We start from the raw sequence: 18341 nt of genomic DNA on the forward strand, positions 1-18341 counted from the left end.
ACTGGCAATCGCTAAGAAAAAAGTTTTGTTTAACGGCACATTATTCTCCGAATGCGCAATGGAATAGTTGTGGTATGCGAAGCCAATCGCCCTGATGGCCTGTTTTATACATTATTTGCACTGAAACTAGGCAACTGCTTTCATTTCAAGCACAAATTTTAGCAGTTTTAACGGCCTGAGCCTGATGTAATTTTCAAACTTTATTCATTTCAGCATCTTACACTCGCAAATTGTTACGCTTCACACTGGCATACAACCTGCAATAATCGTGTTTAGACCTTCCGCCTGAGTGAACGACCTAGGCCTGCAATCATGAGGTGAATTATGGAAAATCTATCCCGTCGCAGCCATCCTCTTCGCGATTTATTGGATAAAGAATTACAACAGCGCACGTTTCCGCCTTTAACGGCCCCCTGTAGACTGTGTCATTTTATGCTGACCTTAGCCCCCGCGTCACGCGCCCTAGAGTTTCAATGTATGCAGCAATTGGCTGCACAGCAAGGCAGCCAATTAACCGAAGCAGCACAAGATCTTACCTTATCACTGTATGGCCAATGGCTGCGCTGGGAACGACATGGTGAGTTTTCCAGTTATACATTTATTCGTGCTGACGCCGAAAAGCCATGGTTTGATGATCCATTAGATTTTTTGCCCTCACGTGATTGGTTTGATCACATTCCAGGGCAAATTTTTCGGATTGTACAACTGACGATCATTGATGCTAAACAGCCCTTAGCGGCACAACAAGTGGCGCGCTTGTTTAATGCCGAGAATTGTATAAACAGCTTATTAGCTGCAGGCAAAGCCAAAATATGGACGGATTTTCAAAAACATGCTGAAGGTGCCGGTCGCATGCTGCTGCTGGATCAAGGGCTTTCTGCTGCAGCATTAGGCCGTTTAGTGCAGCAATTGTTTGATTTAGGAAATTATCGAAAATTATCGCTACTCGGTTGGCCGGTCTCTCGACAAAGTTTGCAGCAACTCAATAGCTTAGAGCAAAATTTAGCTTCGCTGACTCAACGTATTGAACTAGAACGCGATAATGATGAACAGTTACTGGATCAGATCAGTCAGCTTGCGGCAGGAACAGAGCGCTTAATTGCCGAAAACAGCTCTCGATTAGAAGCCACCGCCGCTTATTATCAATTAACCTTGGATCGACTAAAAGCGTTAGACGAAACAAGTATTGACGATAAGCTATCGCTACAGGATTTTACCGAACGTCGTTTAACCCCGGCTTATCGAACCAGCGCATCGGTGCAACTGCGACAAAATAGCCTGTCAAACCGGTTAGGCCGTTCAATTGAGCTACTACGCACCAGGATGAGTTTAAAATTAGCTCAGCAAAATCAGCAATTGCTGCTTTCGATGGAACAAAAAGCAAAACTGCAATTAAAATTGCAGCAAATGGTCGAAGGCTTGTCATTAGTGGCGATTAGCTATTATGCAGTGCAATTAGCTGATAAGTTATTGCGATCATTAAGCTATTGGCTACCAGAATTACCGATAGCGCTCTGGCAAAGCATTAGCGTTCCCGTTATCATTTTAATGGTCGCGGTAGTATTAAAATGGTTAGCCCACCGCGTTAAACGCCAAACCTGACAGCAAGGATCTCCGGTAATGCAAAGCGTGCGATGGGCCACACTTAGTGTAAGTAGTATTTGTTTAATCTTTAGCGCCCTGCTCGCGGCGACAGACCGCATCACCGAGCCGAAAACCACGATTAAACTAACGCCTAACAGTGCGCCTTTACCGCAACCGACTGCCAGCAGCGCTAATACGCCCAAGGTATTAGTTTATAAAACCGTGCTGCCCGATGGCAGCGCACGATTTTCTGATCAACGCCCTGTTGGCCAAGCTTTTGAATTATTGCGCTTTGATTGCTTTGCTTGTGCTCCTAACTCCAGCATAGATTGGCAAAAAACACCGTTATTTAAACAACGTTTTGCACGGTTAATTCATCAGGCGGCAGCTGAGCATCAACTAGAAACGGCTCTTATCCGGGCGGTGATCCACGCCGAGTCAGCATTTAATCCCAACGCTATTTCCGCAAAAGGAGCAACGGGACTCATGCAACTGATGCCCGCCACAATGCAGCAATTTCAGGTCTTTAATGGCTATGAGCCCGAACAAAACATTCGTGCTGGCAGCCAATATTTAGGGCAGTTGTTAAAAGACTATCAGGGCGATCTTACCTTAGCGTTAGCAGCTTATAACGCGGGGCCAGGCAACGTAAAACGCTATAATGGCATTCCACCTTTTGCAGAAACTCAGGCTTACATTGAGCGGGTGCAGATTTTACGTCGCCGTTATGCCGCAGATTAAATCTGGTGTACAACATTAAGCTATATTTAACCAAAGACTCTTAACTTTTAGGTTTGGCTAACAAAGCGGCTTTCATTATATCCTTCCACGATAACAACCCTAGCAGGTGCTGTTGATTGTCGGTAACTAAAATACAACTGATATTATGTTCAATTAACATAGCCGCGATAACCCGAATACTGGTATCCAGCGGTACAGTAATTACCGGCGAGACCATCACTTGATGGACCTTACGCGTGCGCATAAACAAGCCTAGCGTTGTTTCGCTAGCCGAGTCGATAAGCGGGCTGACCTCTTTAAAATAATCTTTTACTGAGACAATACCTACCACTTTATCACTGCTATCGACAACCGGCACATGCTGAAAATGCGACTGTTTAAAAACGTTACGCAACGAAGATAAACTGGCATCACCTTGAGTGGTTACCAGCTTGCTGCGAGGAGTCATGATCGAACTTAAACCCATAATTTGTTGGCGCCTATTCTTTATCCATGCCGTCTAGGGTGACTCCGGATAAGAAACCCGAACCTTTAACTTCATTATTACGCAGTTTAATCATTAAACGTAAGTCATTCGGAGAATCGGCATGATGTATCGCATCGGTATAGCTGATCACGTCGGCCTTGTACAGATCATACAGCGCTTGGTCAAAGGTTTGCATGCCTAACTCGCGTGACTTCGCCATCACCGTTTTAATCTCGGCAATTTGCCCTTTACTGATTAAATCGGCAATAAACGGAGAATTGAGTAACACCTCGATGGCTGCAACACGCCCCTTACCGTCGGAGGTAGGAATTAATTGCTGCGCCACAATACCGCGTAAATTCAATGATAAGTCAAATAATAACTTGCTGTGCATCTCTTTTGGTACGAGATGCATGATGCGGTCAATAGCTTGGTTGGCATTGTTGGCGTGCAAAGTGGCAATACATAAGTGCCCGGTTTCGGCGAAAGACAGTGCAAACTCCATGGTGTCTTGTGAGCGAATTTCACCGATCAAAATCACATCAGGAGCTTGGCGTAATGAGCTTTTTAGTGCTGAGTCAAAAGTTTCAGTATCCAAGCCAACTTCACGCTGGGTAATCATACTGCGGCCATGCTCGTGCACAAACTCGATGGGATCTTCAATAGTCAGAATATGCCCTTTCGAGTTTTTGTTTCGGTAACCAATTAATGCCGCCAAAGACGTTGACTTACCGGTACCCGTTCCCCCCACAAACAGCACTAAGCCGCGTTTGGACATGATGATTTCTTTTAAAATCGGTGGTAAACCCAGGTCGTCAACATTCGGAATGGTGGTCACGATGCGCCGCATCACCATACCGGCTTTGTCACGTTGCCAAAAGGCGGAAACACGGAAACGCCCCGCATCATTGGCAATCGCAAAGTTACATTCTTTGGTGGTATTGAACTCGTGCTGCTGTTTCTCACTCATCGCCGACAACACTAAATTTAACGAATCGACTTCTGATAAGCGTTGATCATCAATCGGCTGTAATTCGCCGTTAATTTTTGCAGCCACCGGCATACCTGCGGTGATAAATAAATCCGAGGCTTTTAACTCAACCATTTTTTTCTGATAATCAACCAGCTGCATATAAACCCCGATTACATTCTGCTAAAGGTATTTTTATCTTGCGCTTTAGCTGCCGCATCTTTTTGCGACACTAAACCACGGTTTACCAAGTTAATCAGACATTGATCCATGGTTTGCATGCCATGTGCCGCTCCCGTTTGAATGACGGAATACATTTGAGCAATTTTATCTTCGCGGATCAAATTACGGATAGCCGGTAAACCAACCATTATTTCGTGCGCAGCAATACGACCACCACCGACCTTTTTCAATAAGGTTTGTGAAATAACCGCTCGCAAAGACTCCGATAACATCGAGCGCATCATGGCTTTCTCTTCGCCTGGGAACACATCGATGATCCGGTCAATGGTTTTCGGCGCGGAGGTGGTGTGCAAGGTACCAAACACCAAGTGACCGGTTTCGGCGGCGGTCATGGCTAAACGAATAGTTTCTAAGTCACGTAATTCACCCACTAGAATTACATCCGGATCTTCGCGCAAGGCAGAGCGTAATGCATTACTAAAACTGTGCGTATCACGATGCACTTCACGTTGGTTGATCAAACTAAATTTATTGGTGTGCACAAATTCAATGGGATCTTCAATGGTTAAGATGTGATCAAAGCGCGTGGTGTTGATATAATCGATCATCGCCGCCAAGGTGGTACTTTTCCCCGAACCAGTAGGGCCCGTCACTAGCACTAAACCACGGGGGTTTTCTGATATCGATTTAAAGATATCCGGTGCGCCGAGATCATCTAACGTTAATACGTCACTGGGGATAGTTCGAAATACCGCAGCAGCACCGCGGTTTTGTACAAAGGCGTTAACCCGAAAGCGAGCAAGGTTAGGCACGTCGAACGAAAAATCCGATTCCAACCGCTCTTCGTATTCCTTACGTTGCTTATCGGTCATAATCTCATACACTAACGCATGCACTTCTTTGTGCGTTAACGGCGGAATATTCAGTTTGCGTACATCGCCATCGACACGGATTAACGGCGGTACACCTGCAGAAAGGTGTAAGTCTGATGCTTTATGTTCAACACTAAAAGCTAATAATTCGGTAATATCCACGTTTAGGAAACTCCAATTTACTTATTTATGATGAATAACATAGCAGAACAACTTGCCCTCGCCTATCAGAAGCTAGCGAAAAATTGTGAACAATTACCAGAATCGCGTCAGCCTGTGCAATTAATCGCCGTGAGTAAAACGCAACCCGATACAGCCATACTGGCCGCCTACGAGGCAGGTCAACGTCTGTTTGGAGAGAATTACCCACAAGAACTGGCCACCAAGGCTGATGCACTAGCACATTTAACAGACTTGCAATGGCATTTCATCGGCCCCATTCAGTCTAATAAAACGCGGATTATTGCGCAGTACGCCAGCTGGGTGCATAGCATCGATCGCTTAAAAATTGCGCAGCGCCTTAGCGAACAACGACCTGCTGATGCCGCCGACTTACAGGTGTTATTGCAGATTAATATCAGCGATGAAGCCAGTAAATCCGGTATTGCGGCTACAGAGATGCTGGCACTGGCGGCTAGTGTTAATGCATTACCTCGCATCACTTTACGAGGTTTAATGGCTATTCCAGCACCTGGCGATGAGCACAAGGTGACAGCTGACTTTGCGGCGATGCAGGCGTTATCAATTCAGCTACAAGCGCATTATCCGGCGGCGACTGAATTATCCATGGGTATGTCGAATGACTGGCCACTGGCTCTACCATACGGTGCAACTATGATAAGATTAGGCACCGCAATTTTTGGCGCAAGGAATTATGAAAAACATGAATGACAATCGGGTGGCGTTTATAGGCGCTGGCAATATGGCGCGCTGTGTTATCGCTGCCATGGTTAAAGCTGGCTATCCAGCAGAGAATATTATGGCGGCTAATCGAAGCCAACCAAAATTAACCGAGCTGGCAAAAGATTACGGTATTACCACCACCTTAGATAATGCGGCCGCGGCCGATTGGGCAGACGTGATCGTGCTGGCGGTAAAACCGCAAATGATGCAAGACGTTTGCAGCGCACTGCTTGAGCAAGCTCCGCAGTGCCAGGACAAAATGTTCGTAACGCTGGCCGCAGGTTTACCGGTAGCACATTATGAAAATTGGTTAGGCAACATTAAGTTAGTTCGCGCTATGCCTAATACGCCATCGTTAGTTGCACTCGGTGTTACCGGTTTGTTCCCAAGCCGTTGTTCAAACTATGAAAAAGCCTTTGTTGATCATATGTTTCAAGGCACAGGCATGACAGTATGGTTAAATGAAGAACACGAAATTAATCATATTATTGCCGTAACCGGCAGCTCACCGGCTTACTTTTTTTACTTTATGCAATCGATGCAACAAAAAGCCGAACAATTGGGGTTTAGTGCCGAACAAGCAAAAGCCATGGTGGCACAAACCGCCTTGGGAGCCGCAACAATGGCGCTACAAAGTGATTTAAGTTTTGCACAACTGCGCGCCCAAGTAACGTCGAAAGGCGGTACTACGCACGAAGCTGTCAGCACCTTTGCGAATGACGGTTTAGAAGAGATGGTGGCAAAAGCCATGCAAGCAGCTATAGATCGGGCCGAAGCCATGGCCAAAAGTATTTAAGTTAGCGGAGAAGCTCAAATGGAAGCAATACAGTTTTTAGTGCATACCGCTTTTACACTCGCCATTATGCTGATGTTAATTCGCTTTTGGTTACAACTGGTAAGAGCCGATTTTTATAATCCGTTTAGCCAGTTTGTGGTAAAAGCCACCAACCCCGTTGTACTGCCTTTGCGCCGGGTGATCCCCAGTATTGGTAAACTCGACACCGCCACCTTATTAATCGCATATTTACTTGCAACAACCAAGTTTATTGTGTTGCAGTTATTGTTTTCTGTGTCGTTACAAATTGGCCCAAGCTTTATTTTAGGCGGCTTGCTGTTAATGAAAGAGATCCTCAGCTTAATTTTCTGGATCTTATTGATCCGCGCCATTATGAGCTGGGTCAGTCAAGGCCGTAACCCGATGGAACAAGTGTTTCAGCAATTAACCGAGCCGATGCTCTCGCCGATCCGTCGCATCTTACCGCCAATGGGCGGCTTAGATTTATCGGTGTTGATTGCCCTAGTCGCGCTAAAATTTATTGAGTTGCTGTTCGCGGGCTGGTTCCGCGGTTTATAAGCTCGGTACTCAAACGGTTTTTAAGGCCGTCGAATGGCGGCGCATTTCTCACCTAAAGCGGAGTTATCAAGATGCAACAACGCACAACGCACTACTTACTGTATCTGCTTATGCTAAGCAGTTTTTTGTTTGCAGGTACATTACAAGCGGAACAAAAAAAACAGTTAGGCGATTGGGATATTCACTATATTGCTTTTAACTCGACGTTTCTGACACCAGAAGTGGCCAGAGCCGCTAATCTAAGCCGCAATAAAAACAACGCGATCATTAATATTTCGGTACTGGATACGCAAACTCAGCAAGCACAAGCCGTGATTATTAGCGGCATAGCCCGAAATTTATTAGGGCAACAGCGCAGTTTAACCTTTCGTGAAATTAAAGACGGTGCAGCCATCTATTATATCGCTGTCATGCCGTTTCGTAATGAAGAGCAGTTTCGTTTTAGCCTCGACATTCGCCAAGGTAATACCCGTCAGCAACTGAATTTCGAACAAAAACTTTACACAGAATAAGGCTTAGGCATGAACAAAGTGGTATTGGCGACCGGAAATAAAGGCAAGGTGGTAGAGTTAGCCGCAATGCTCGCCCCTTTTTCGTTAGACGTGGTCACGCAAAGTAGCTTGGGCGTGAGTGATGCTGACGAAACTGGTTTAACCTTTATTGAAAACGCTATTTTAAAAGCCCGGCATGCTGCGGCCATCACCGGCCTACCGGCCATCGCCGATGACTCCGGCTTAGCTGTTGCAGCCTTAGCTGGCGCACCGGGGATATACTCGGCACGTTATGCCGGTCAGGGGGCGAGCGATCAGCAAAACTGTGAGAAATTGCTCAGCGCTTTAACTGATGTCCCGCCAGCGCAACGTCAAGCAACATTTCATTGTGTGTTGGTGTATTTAAGCCATGCAGCTGATCCAACGCCACTTGTCTGTCATGGTCAGTGGCAAGGTGAAATTGCCTTAGTTGCTCGCGGTGAGGGTGGCTTTGGTTATGATCCCATTTTTTATCTGGCCGACTTAAATAAAACCGCAGCAGAGCTGAGCCCTGACCAAAAAAAGCAACGGAGCCATCGAGCACAGGCCTTGCAGCAACTGGTAAAGTTAATGTCATTGGCGCAAAGTAATAAGGCGGCAACTTGAGTTTGCAATTACCGCCTTTAGCACTGTATATCCATATTCCTTGGTGTATTCAAAAATGTCCCTACTGCGACTTTAATTCGCATGCTGTGAAACAAGGCATTCCTGAGCAAGAATATATCGCACATTTACTCAATGACTTAGATGAAGATCTACACCTAGTACGGCAACGGCCTTTGCACAGTATTTTTATTGGTGGTGGCACACCGAGCGTGTTTAGTGCTGACGGCATCAAGCAGATCCTCGACGGTGTGTTAAGCCGTATGCCCGCGCAACCCGAACTTGAAGTAACGATGGAAGCTAATCCTGGGACTTTTGAAGCGGAACGTTTCGCCGGTTATGTCGCAGCGGGTGTTACGCGCTTCTCGATTGGTGTACAAACGTTTCAAGCGGCACAATTAAGCGCGCTGGGGCGTATTCATAATGCCGACGAAGCGTGTCGCGCGGCTAAGCTAGCCGCAACCTTACCGCTAAAAAGTTATAACCTAGATTTAATGCATGGTCTGCCGGGGCAAACCGTCGCTGCTGCGTTAGATGATTTAGCCCAAGCTATTGCATTACAACCACCGCATTTATCTTGGTATCAGCTGACCATTGAACCGAATACCGCTTTTGCTTCAAAACCCCCGACCTTACCTGATGACGATATCCTTTGGGATATTCAGCAACAGGGTCTGGCTTTATTAAGCGCGGCGGGTTATCAGCAATATGAAACCTCGGCTTACAGTAAAACAGGTCATCAGTGTCAACATAACTTGAATTACTGGCGCTATGGCGATTATCTTGGTATTGGTTGTGGTGCACATGGCAAGATTACCTTACCCAGCCGCAACAGTATTTTGCGCACGGTTAAAGTAAAACATCCAAAAGGCTATATGGATTTAAGCCGTAGCTATCTGGATGAGCGCCAGCAAGTGGAGCCGGAGGATCGCCCCTTCGAATTTTTTATGAATCGCTTCCGCTTGCTTGAGCCTTGTCCGATGGCCGACTTTACGGCCTATACTGGCTTACCCTTAAGCTATATCACGCAGCCAATCACCACCGCCATTAACAAAGGTTTGCTGCGCGAAATACCGGGGCATTGGCAAATCACGCCTTTAGGGGCACGTTACCTAAACGATTTACTGACCCTATTTATTTAGATGCGACAAGATAAAGGAAGCACAATGCAGAAAAAACCTAAATATACTCTGGCTTTATTGCCACTGCTGTTATCTGCCGCCTTAGTTAGCGGTTGCGGCCCAAAACCCGCGGAAACGAATGTCAGCGAGCCCGCTTCGCAACAGCAGCAAGTAGATGTGAATGAGCGCGCCAATCAACTCTTTGAACGCATTTTTAATGAACGTGTGAAGCGTAGCCCAATTTTACAAACCAGCTTGGGCATCAAAGATGATTATGATAAGTGGCAAGATCTGAGCGACAGTGCCTTCGCCGCAGAATTAGCGCAAACGCGTGAACATCTTTTATTGTTAGCCACCATCGACCCTGCTGAATTAGATGCACAAACCCGCCTAAGTTATCAGTTAATGCAGCAGCAATTACAAGATATGCTGACCGATGCAGAGTGGCGTTTATACAGCTACCCCGTTAATCAGATGTATGGCGTGCACTCACAAGTGCCCTCGGTGTTGATTAATCAGCATAAAATCAGTGATATCAGTGATGCAAAAGCCTATATCGCTCGGTTAAATGCCGTGCCCAAATTATTCGAGCAGTTAAAAGAACAATTAAAACAGCGCGCTGATGTTGGCATTATTGTGCCAAAGTTTGTTTTTCCGCACTTAAAAAGCGCTAGCGAAAATTTGTTACAGGGCGCCCCTTTTACTGAGGAAGGTGATAGCACCCTTCTGAGCGACTTTACCAGCAAGATCACCGCGTTAAATTTACCAGCTGCAGAACAAAAACTGCTGTTAGATGAAGCGAAGGTTGCGCTTTTAACCAGTGTTGGCCCTGCTTATCAGCAGTTAATCAGTTATCTTGGCGAGCTAGAAAAATTAGCCGGTACCGATGATGGGGTTTGGCGTTTTGAGAAAGGCGCGGCGTTTTATCAAAATCGTTTAAACCGTATGACTACCACGGATATGGATGCCGCTACCATCCATCAATTAGGCTTAGATGATGTCGCTCGCATTCATAAAGAAATGCAGGCCATCATGCAGCAAGTCGGCTTTGCGGGTAACTTAGCCGAGTTTTTTGTGTTTATGCGCGAAGCGCCGCAATTCTATTACCCTGAAACCGCAGAGGGTAAAGCCGCTTATTTAGCCGAAGCCACTGCACTTATTGATAATATGCGCACCCGGCTGGATGAGCTGTTTATCGTGCAGCCTAAGGCACCGATGATTGTCAAAGCGGTTGAGCCGTTTCGCGAAGCCAGTGCCGGTAAAGCTTTTTATCAGCGGCCATCAATGGACGGCTCGCGCCCAGGTATCTATTACGCCAACTTGTATCAAATGAGCAGTATGCCCATTTATCAGATGGAAGCGCTGGCCTATCACGAGGGCATTCCGGGGCACCATATGCAATTGGCGATAGCGCAAGAGCTAGAAGGTATTCCTAAGTTTCGCCGTTTTGGTGGCTTCACTGCCTATATTGAAGGTTGGGGTCTATACTCTGAACTGGTGCCAAAAGAAATTGGGCTCTATCAAGATCCCTATTCAGATTTTGGCCGCTTAGCGATGGAGTTATGGCGCGCAGCACGGTTAGTGGTTGATACCGGTATTCATGCTAAAGGCTGGACACGTGAACAAGCCATCCAGTATTTAATGGATAACACACCGAACCCTGAAAACGATGCGATCAAAGCTATCGAGCGTTATATTGTGATGCCAGGTCAAGCCACCGCTTATAAAGTCGGCATGATGAAACTGCTAGAATTACGCCAGCACGCGAAAGAGCAATTGGGCGAGCAGTTTGATATTCGTGAGTTCCATCAAGTGGTTCTTGCCAATGGTGCCGTGCCGTTGGATGTGCTTGAGCAATTAGTCAACGATTATATCCGCGAGCGCAGCACGCCAAACGCCAGCTAAGGCCAACCCTCTGGACCCCACTGCCCAACACGCCTTGATGTGTTGGGCAGAATTAAAAACAAAAACCAATAAGGTCCTGCATGATTACATTATGTTTTTTTGATCACGAATCGACTACTTGGCAACAACGAAAGTTAAAAGCCTTATCTGATGGCTTTCAATTTACCAGCCCGATCTGGATCGATTTATCTGAGGCGAGTAGTGAAGAAGAGCTGCATGTCATGCAGAAATTGGCGATTGCGCCGACCATGTTAGAAGATTTTACACGTCAGCGTCACCCGCCTAAATTTGAAGCCCAAGACGACTTTTCTTTACTGATTTTAAGGGGTTATGCCGATCCCGACTTTAGCGAGTTGACCGAAAGCGCACAGGTTAATGTATTATTTTCTCGCGATATTCTGATCAGTAAAATTCAGTGTCACGATCCTATACTCGCCAGCCAATTACAACCGCAATTAGCGGAGAAAAAAAATGCCACCGTGAGCGATTGGGTTAAGCAAGTTATCCTTGCTGTATCGGCGAGCTACTTAGGTAAGCTGCTGATTTTTGAGGACGAATTAAGTGAGCTTGAAGATGTTATGCTGCAAAAAGGTGACGATGAACTGATGTCCACCATGATGCGCTACCGATCGGTATTACGCAAAGTCAGTCGCAACTTGGCTTACCAAAAAGATATTTTTGCCGAAGCCAGTTACGAAGAGCTGCATCCAATGAGTAAAATGTTTCTTAGCACCGATGTGCGTGACTTTTATGAAAAATTTGAACGACTGCACTCCATGACCGACATGTATTATGATCAGCTTAGCGACTTAGTGCATGGCTATATGTCGACAACGTCACATCAAATTAACGAACGCATGAAAGTATTAACCATGGTCAGCACGATTTTTATTCCCTTAACCTTTATTGCCGGCATTTATGGGATGAATTTTGCTAATATGCCAGAATTAATGTACAAAAATGGTTATTTTATTGCTTTAATCGTGATGTTTTTTGTCGGGCTGGGTAGTCTAATCTGGTTTAAGTTCAAGAATTGGTGGTAACAAGGAGTCTGTATGGTAGAGAGCCAACATCTTGATATTGAAGAAATTGTCCGTGACAGTTTCGATGAAGACGAATTAAATCAGCTGCTGACTCGGCTAACTGAATTAGAACCGTCTGAGCTGGCGTTAGCGTTAGAGTCTATGCCGCTAGAGCAGCGGTTAAACTGTTGGCTCGGCTTAGCGGCAGAAGATCAAGTTAGTGCCTTAACCCATATGCGGGTCGATGCGCGAGAGAACATTTTCAAACAACTCGATGATCAACAACTGCGCAACCTCGTTGAGGAAATGGAAGTTGATGATTTACTTGAGTTATTGGAAGAGTTGCCCCCTCGGCTTTACGATTATGCCTGCTCACGCCTAGACGCCAGTCAACGCCGTTGGCTAGAGATCGCTTTAACCTATGATGAAGATCAGTGTGGTCGTTATGCCGATCATGACTTACTGATCTTAAATAAAAATGCGCGTGTGCGTGATGCCATTCGGCTGTTTCAAAGTCTGCCTGAAGACGCTGAATACCAAGAAACCTTATTTGTGATTGACCGCACCGGCCGCTATGCCGGACAAGTCTCCGCTAGTCGCTTGCTGGGTCGCGGTAGCCATTTGCCGATTGAAAGCTTTATTGATAATGAAGCCCCGGTCGTTGATGGTCAGTTAGATTTAGACCAAGGCTCAGATATGGTCTCTCGCTCTGGATATACCGCCCTAGCGGTCGTCTCTGCCGAGGGTAAATTATTGGGCCGCTTATCTATTGGTGAAGCATTAGAAAATGTGAGGCGCAGCTTAGAAAGCCAATTCATGCACACCGCCGGTTTAGATGAAGAAGAAGATTTATTCGCACCGGTCTTCATTAGTGCCAAACGCCGCGCGGTGTGGCTCGGCATTAATTTACTTACCGCATTTTTAGCTGCTTGGACTATCGGTTTATTTGAGGCGACATTACAAGAAGTGGTCGCCCTAGCCGTGCTGATGCCTATTGTCGCCAGTATGGGCGGCATTGCGGGCAGTCAAACGCTTACGCTGATGATCCGCGGTTTGGCGCTAGAACAAATTACTGAACAAACCTATGTTGCGCTGTTGCGCAAAGAGATTGGCGTTGCCGCATTAAATGGCTTGCTTTGGTCAATCGTCATCGCGGTGATCACCTTCTTTTGGTTTGGTAGTTGGCTGATTGGCGGCATCATTGGTGTGGCGATTATTATTAATATTATTATTGCGGCTATCTGCGGTGTCTTTATTCCTCGCTGGTTAGATAAACTGGAAATTGATCCGGCCTTATCGGGTTCAGTTATTTTGACCACCGTGACCGATGTCGTCGGTTTTTTTGCATTCCTGGGGCTGGGTTCGCTATTTTTACTGGCATAATAGCTTGCCGAATTCCTGACAATCGACCGATTGTCAGCCCCCTGGTGTTTAGTGTCTGCGCCAACCTGGCGAGCAGGCAGGAGCCTTTATGAAGATAGCGATTTTGTCGCGTAACGCTGAGCTGTATTCCACCAAAAGATTGGTAGAAGCCGCTACTCACGCTGGCCATGAGGTCAGAGTGCTCGACCCGTTAATGTGTTATATGAACATTAACCGCAGTAACTCCTCGATTCACTACAAAGGTGATGTGCTCGAGCGCTTTGACGCGGTTATCCCACGCATTGGTGCTTCAATTACCTTTTATGGCACCGCAGTACTGCGCCAATTTGAGATGATGGGCGTGTACTCGCTAAATGAATCAGTCGCCATCGGTCGCGCTCGCGATAAATTACGCTCATTACAATTATTAGCACGCCAAGGTATTGGTTTACCGATCACGGGCTTTGCGGATAAGCCCGGTGATATTCCCGATTTAATTGATATGGTCGGCGGAGCCCCGCTGGTCATTAAACTGTTAGAGGGTACCCAAGGTATTGGCGTGGTGTTAGCCGAAACCCGCACCGCGGCAGAAAGCGTGATTGATGCCTTTATGGGCTTAAATGCGCATATCCTGGTACAAGAATACATTCGCGAAGCGAACGGTGCCGATATACGCTGTTTCGTGGTGGGCGATAAAATCGTGGCCTCGATGAAACGCCAAGCTAAAGCCGGCGAGTTTCGTTCAAACTTACATCGCGGCGGCAGTGCCACTAAGATCACCCTTACGCCAGAAGAGCGTAAAACCGCCTTGGCGGCAGCGCAAACCATGGGTTTAGATGTAGCGGGTGTTGATTTACTGCGCTCTAATCATGGTCCGGTGGTCATGGAAGTCAATAGCTCACCGGGGTTAGAAGGCATCGAAACCACCACCGAAAAAGATGTGGCCGGCATGATCATTCGCTATCTAGAGAAAAAGGTTGCAAGCCATCAAAGCAAAAAACCATTAAAAACCAAAGGCACCGGCTAATGAGTACAACTCGTCCCCCTTTTATGCTGGCTAATACCTATATCGCTGCAGGTGAACGCGCGGTTGTGGATATTCCTTTTGGTAAGCTTTATACCCACACAGAACTGAATATCGGCGCGCATGTGGTGCATGGCCGCCAAGATGGGCCAGTGTTGTTAATCACGGCGGCCCTGCATGGTGATGAAATAAACGGGGTCGAGATCTGTCGACGTTTGCTTAAACTGCCAAGGTTAAGTCGACTCAAAGGCACCTTAATCGTCGTGCCAATCGTCAACACCTATGGCTTTGTGCAGCAATCACGTTACCTGCCCGATCGGCGCGATCTTAATCGCAGTTTCCCCGGCAGTGAAAAAGGCTCGCTGGGTAGTCGCATGGCATTCCAATTTACCAATCAAGTGCTGTCAAAGTGCAGCCATGCCATCGATTTGCACACGGGGGCCATCCATCGGGCAAACCTGCCACAAGTTCGCGCCAGCGCCAAAGATAAAATGGCGCTGCGCATGGCAGAGAGCTTTAACGCACCGATTATCGTCAAAGCCGCTACACGTGATGGCACCATGCGCGGCACGGCCAATAATATGGGCATTCCCATTTTGTTATATGAAGCGGGTGAAGCACTGCGCTTCGACGAGCAATCGATTAAAATCGGCGTGCGTGGCATTGTTAACGTGATGCAAGATCTCGGTATGCTGAGTCGCTTAAAACGCGGCAAAAAAACAGACTCACTGTTTACTAAAAAAAGTAGCTGGGTGAGAGCTGAGCACGATGGTATCGCCCGCTACTATGTCAGCCTAGGACAAACGGTACAGCAAGGTGATTTACTGGCTCATATTTACTCACCCTACTCTGATTTTGAAGTAGCTATTCATGCCACCTTAGCGGGAGTGGTGATTGGCCGCAATAACTTACCGCTAGTCAATGAAGGTGAGGCATTGTTTCATATTGCCGAAGTCAGCTCATTGGAAGAAGCGGAAAAGACGCTGGATGCAATCAGTGATGAAGTCGATAACTCGATGCCGGTATCGCTGCAAGATGAGTACGGCGTGGTATAAGCGCCATGACAGCGCCAGAGGTAAATAGTCCGTCTAAAGCACACACGGCTATTCGGGCTTTTCAACCACCACATCAAACTGCGCAAGGCTGGCAATACGCTTTTGCAGTTTTGATTCAATATGGTCCAGCTCGCGCATGCGTTGGCAAAACAGGGCTGATTTCGCTTCAAGCTCGACCATTTTTTCGTCCATACCCAAGGTGATCTTTTCCATCAATTGATTCACAGACTGCCAATCTTGAGTTTCGGCCCGCTCAAAGTTGTTATCTGATTGACGTAACGCATCGCGCAATGCGCCCCACACAGCACCGACAGTGCGCCGCGCTAAGCTGGTTAACTGCGGTTTGAGTTCACGATTAAGAAAGTTGTCTAACTCGTTCAAGCTTTGCGGCGCCAGATAAAAGTGGTCCCCACTGCGTACAAAACGCGATAAAAATTGAAAGGTAGTTTCACGGATCAGCGCGCGCCACTCGTCTTGCTGAGATTGACTCCCCACGCCAGCTAACATGGCTTCGATACTGGATAACCCCACTTCAACACCATCGACGGCTAAGCTGACAATCTCAGGCACGAACTTACGTAAACCTTCGGCATATTGCTGCAGTAAGCGCTGTTCTTCTTCACTGAGTGTTTGCAACTCACCGCGCACAAACAATTGCTGATCATGATTGATTTGCACATGCGTACGATTGTTTTGCATCATTCGAATATGCTCAGGCGAAATTAATACGCCATAACGAAATGCCATATTACAATTGGCTGCAGCCGGAAAACAAAATAATAACAGCAAAACGAGAAGTAAAGGCACCGCAAAAGCTCAGTTATTGAATTGAGGTATAGCATAGAAAAAAAACTGACAATTTACACGACCTAATAACGCAAAGTAGCTCCAGCTGGTCGCATTGCGGCTATGTTACAAAGGTTCAATCAGCGGACGCCCCTCACTGATCTTAATTCGAGAAGGGCTATGCTCACGTCGGGTACGCACACTCTGTGGTCCAAACTGCACTTCAACGGCAGAAAATAACTGCTGCGTAACCTTAATTTCTAATGTTTGCAAAATGTTTTGGCGCTGCTCTTCAAGAGCTTTTACTTCAGTGATCAAGGCTTTAACCAACTCTCGTTGTTGCTGAAAATCCAATTCAAACATTTGTAATTGCGGATCACCTTTACCGGCGGACGCTTTACGCAGTTGCTCAATTTGTGCTTTGCACTCTTCAAGCTCATGTCGACTCAACACTAACTGCTCTCGAAGTAAACGTTGTTGTTCCAATAAAGGCGTAATTAAACGGTTCAATTGGATCATCACCGGACTATTCGACGGCGAGCCGAGCTGACCGCAGCTAAGACCATTTGCCAGCAGATAATGCCCCCCGACAATTTTGCCGTTAATTTTATCCTCACTACCTGCCAATACTGTTTTAGCTTCGACCTTGCAGTGCATTAAGTATTTACTGGCGAAGAGTGACCCCTGACAATTTAATTCAGAGTACTGTGCTAACGCGCAATGAATATCGCCCTTAGCTTTAACAACCGTTGTAAAATGCTGATCGCCTTCGCTGATTTGATGACCAATAATAGAACCATCAATCACCACATCACCACCGGCTTCGATCAATTCTCCTTCAACAACACCTTTGATATAAACATTGCCACCTGCCAGCACTTTCATTCCAGCAGAAACGTTACCGGTGATCACCACTGATCCTTTAAAAATGATATGACCCGATCCTAAATCGACTTGTGAAGTATTAAAAACGTCATCTACGGTCGCACCATGTTCAATTGAGCGAGGTAAGCCATCTTGTTTCGCCAGCAATAGGTTGGGATCGTTGCTACTTAGCGCTACGCCACTGCCAAATTGCCACTCGATAACCTTACCAGGTTCAGCTGGCATTTTTTCGCCGGTCACCGTATAGCCCGCTTCACCTAGCGTGGGGGGTAAGCGGCGCATCAAAGGATCGCCGGCAACAACAGAAGGGACACTACCAAAATCACGCAAGTCCACTTTATGAATTGAATCGACCTGTGGTCGCTTACGTCTTACCACCATGTCAGGAATTAATGGGTCAAAACGGGAATCCAAACCATTCTTAGCCAGTCTGCCGGTAGCAATTTCTGCCTGTAGCTGAACACCAGGCTCAGCCTGACTGCTGGTTTGGATTAATTGTATAATCTGTTCTTTTTGAAAGCCAAAGACAATACCAGCCTCTTGCGCCGCTTTTACCAATGCATTGGCAGCCAATGGTGCGCCGCCATAAGCCGCAGTAACGGTCGCTATAGCTAACATTTTGTCTTCAGAAAATTGAAAGGTCACTGTTGCTGGGCGTTTTTCAGCAACTGGATAAACCAGCTCTTCACTATTTTCAAGCAAAGTCTGTTTTTCTACTTGTTTACACAAGGGAGCGTATTCGGCTAGCAAGGCGTCGATTTGTGCTTGCAGCACAAAACAACGGCCATAACCTGCGTCTATTAATGCTTTGCGGATCAGTTCAGCACTGATAGCAGTAGCAGACACCGGCACTTTTATTATTATTTTAAGTTTGTGCTCAGTAAATTGCATAAGTAACCCGTTATCTCAGGTTAAAGGTAAAGCAAAAGGAACCATGACACGCTCTAACAATAACATTAACCCTATATAAAGCAG

At 46.5% G+C, this 18341-nt stretch carries 18 protein-coding genes; 13 read left to right on the top strand and 5 right to left on the bottom strand.

All coding sequences use genetic code 11. From position 1 onward, the window contains the following. Window positions 1-324 precede the first annotated feature (324 nt). A complete protein-coding gene (locus ORJ01_RS02590; RefSeq protein ID WP_306176879.1) occupies window positions 325-1602 on the top strand; it encodes a DUF3422 domain-containing protein in 1278 nt (425 codons plus the stop codon). A gap of 18 nt (window positions 1603-1620) precedes the next feature. Further along, window positions 1621-2325: a lytic transglycosylase domain-containing protein gene (locus ORJ01_RS02595; protein WP_306176880.1), complete on the top strand. Its 705-nt coding sequence runs from the start codon at window positions 1621-1623 to the stop codon at window positions 2323-2325. A gap of 40 nt (window positions 2326-2365) precedes the next feature. Here the strand turns inward: ORJ01_RS02595 and ORJ01_RS02600 are convergent, their stop codons facing one another. Genes ORJ01_RS02600 through ORJ01_RS02610 form a run of 3 tightly spaced genes read right to left on the bottom strand, consistent with a single transcriptional unit; the run spans window position 2366 to window position 4978 of the window. Then, a complete protein-coding gene (locus ORJ01_RS02600; RefSeq protein WP_306176881.1) occupies window positions 2366-2773 on the bottom strand; it encodes a CBS domain-containing protein in 408 nt (135 codons plus the stop codon). Between the two features lie 31 nt (window positions 2774-2804). Then, window positions 2805-3923 carry a PilT/PilU family type 4a pilus ATPase gene (locus tag ORJ01_RS02605; protein ID WP_306176882.1) on the bottom strand — a complete coding sequence of 373 codons (1119 nt, stop codon included), beginning with the start codon at window positions 3921-3923 and terminating at the stop codon, window positions 2805-2807. Window positions 3924-3934: 11 nt separating this feature from the next. After that, window positions 3935-4978 (bottom strand): type IV pilus twitching motility protein PilT, encoded by a 1044-nt coding sequence (locus ORJ01_RS02610; protein ID WP_226749862.1) that lies wholly within the window; start codon window positions 4976-4978, stop codon window positions 3935-3937. A gap of 30 nt (window positions 4979-5008) precedes the next feature. Between ORJ01_RS02610 and ORJ01_RS02615 the strand changes: the two genes are divergently transcribed. The 11 genes from ORJ01_RS02615 (at window position 5009) to ORJ01_RS02665 (ending at window position 15695) form a co-directional block, all read left to right on the top strand. Then, entirely contained in the window at window positions 5009-5707 is a 699-nt protein-coding gene (locus ORJ01_RS02615; RefSeq protein WP_306177517.1) for a YggS family pyridoxal phosphate-dependent enzyme, read from the top strand. Continuing rightward, entirely contained in the window at window positions 5700-6515 is an 816-nt protein-coding gene (gene proC, locus ORJ01_RS02620) for a pyrroline-5-carboxylate reductase (RefSeq protein ID WP_306177518.1), read from the top strand. Before ORJ01_RS02615 ends, proC begins: the two co-directional genes overlap by 8 nt. An 18-nt stretch (window positions 6516-6533) precedes the next feature. After that, entirely contained in the window at window positions 6534-7073 is a 540-nt protein-coding gene (locus tag ORJ01_RS02625) for a YggT family protein (protein WP_226749861.1), read from the top strand. 71 nt (window positions 7074-7144) lie between these two features. Beyond that, a complete protein-coding gene (locus tag ORJ01_RS02630; RefSeq protein WP_226749860.1) occupies window positions 7145-7585 on the top strand; it encodes a DUF4426 domain-containing protein in 441 nt (146 codons plus the stop codon). A 9-nt stretch (window positions 7586-7594) separates the two neighbouring features. Beyond that, window positions 7595-8209, top strand: coding sequence for an RdgB/HAM1 family non-canonical purine NTP pyrophosphatase (gene rdgB, locus ORJ01_RS02635; RefSeq protein ID WP_306176883.1), 615 nt, complete (start codon window positions 7595-7597; stop codon window positions 8207-8209). After that, the gene (gene hemW, locus ORJ01_RS02640; protein ID WP_226749858.1) at window positions 8206-9348 is read left to right on the top strand and encodes a radical SAM family heme chaperone HemW; all 1143 of its coding nucleotides are present in this window, start codon (window positions 8206-8208) and stop codon (window positions 9346-9348) included. The genes rdgB and hemW overlap by 4 nt, the downstream gene beginning before the upstream one ends. A 24-nt stretch (window positions 9349-9372) precedes the next feature. Then, window positions 9373-11232 (top strand): DUF885 family protein, encoded by a 1860-nt coding sequence (locus ORJ01_RS02645; RefSeq protein WP_306176884.1) that lies wholly within the window; start codon window positions 9373-9375, stop codon window positions 11230-11232. Between the two features lie 80 nt (window positions 11233-11312). Further along, window positions 11313-12275, top strand: coding sequence for a magnesium transporter CorA family protein (locus ORJ01_RS02650; RefSeq protein WP_306176885.1), 963 nt, complete (start codon window positions 11313-11315; stop codon window positions 12273-12275). Window positions 12276-12287: 12 nt separating this feature from the next. Next, complete coding sequence (gene mgtE, locus ORJ01_RS02655; RefSeq protein WP_306176886.1) at window positions 12288-13637, top strand: magnesium transporter; 1350 nt, start codon at window positions 12288-12290, stop codon at window positions 13635-13637. Between the two features lie 88 nt (window positions 13638-13725). Then, on the top strand, window positions 13726-14643 hold the full coding sequence (rimK, locus tag ORJ01_RS02660) for a 30S ribosomal protein S6--L-glutamate ligase (RefSeq protein WP_226749854.1): 918 nt from the start codon (window positions 13726-13728) through the stop codon (window positions 14641-14643). Next, a complete protein-coding gene (locus ORJ01_RS02665; protein WP_226749853.1) occupies window positions 14643-15695 on the top strand; it encodes a succinylglutamate desuccinylase/aspartoacylase family protein in 1053 nt (350 codons plus the stop codon). Before rimK ends, ORJ01_RS02665 begins: the two co-directional genes overlap by 1 nt. 48 nt (window positions 15696-15743) lie before the next feature. On the opposite strand, the gene ORJ01_RS02670 is transcribed toward ORJ01_RS02665, so the two are convergent. Both ORJ01_RS02670 and ORJ01_RS02675 read right to left on the bottom strand, forming a co-directional pair. Then, entirely contained in the window at window positions 15744-16442 is a 699-nt protein-coding gene (locus tag ORJ01_RS02670) for a DUF2884 family protein (RefSeq protein WP_226749852.1), read from the bottom strand. 165 nt (window positions 16443-16607) lie between these two features. Next, window positions 16608-18257: a DUF342 domain-containing protein gene (locus tag ORJ01_RS02675; RefSeq protein WP_306176887.1), complete on the bottom strand. Its 1650-nt coding sequence runs from the start codon at window positions 18255-18257 to the stop codon at window positions 16608-16610. Window positions 18258-18341 lie beyond the last annotated feature (84 nt).

Source organism: Alishewanella sp. SMS8 (assembly GCF_030737935.1).
Classification (GTDB): Bacteria; Pseudomonadota; Gammaproteobacteria; order Enterobacterales; family Alteromonadaceae; genus Alishewanella; species Alishewanella maricola.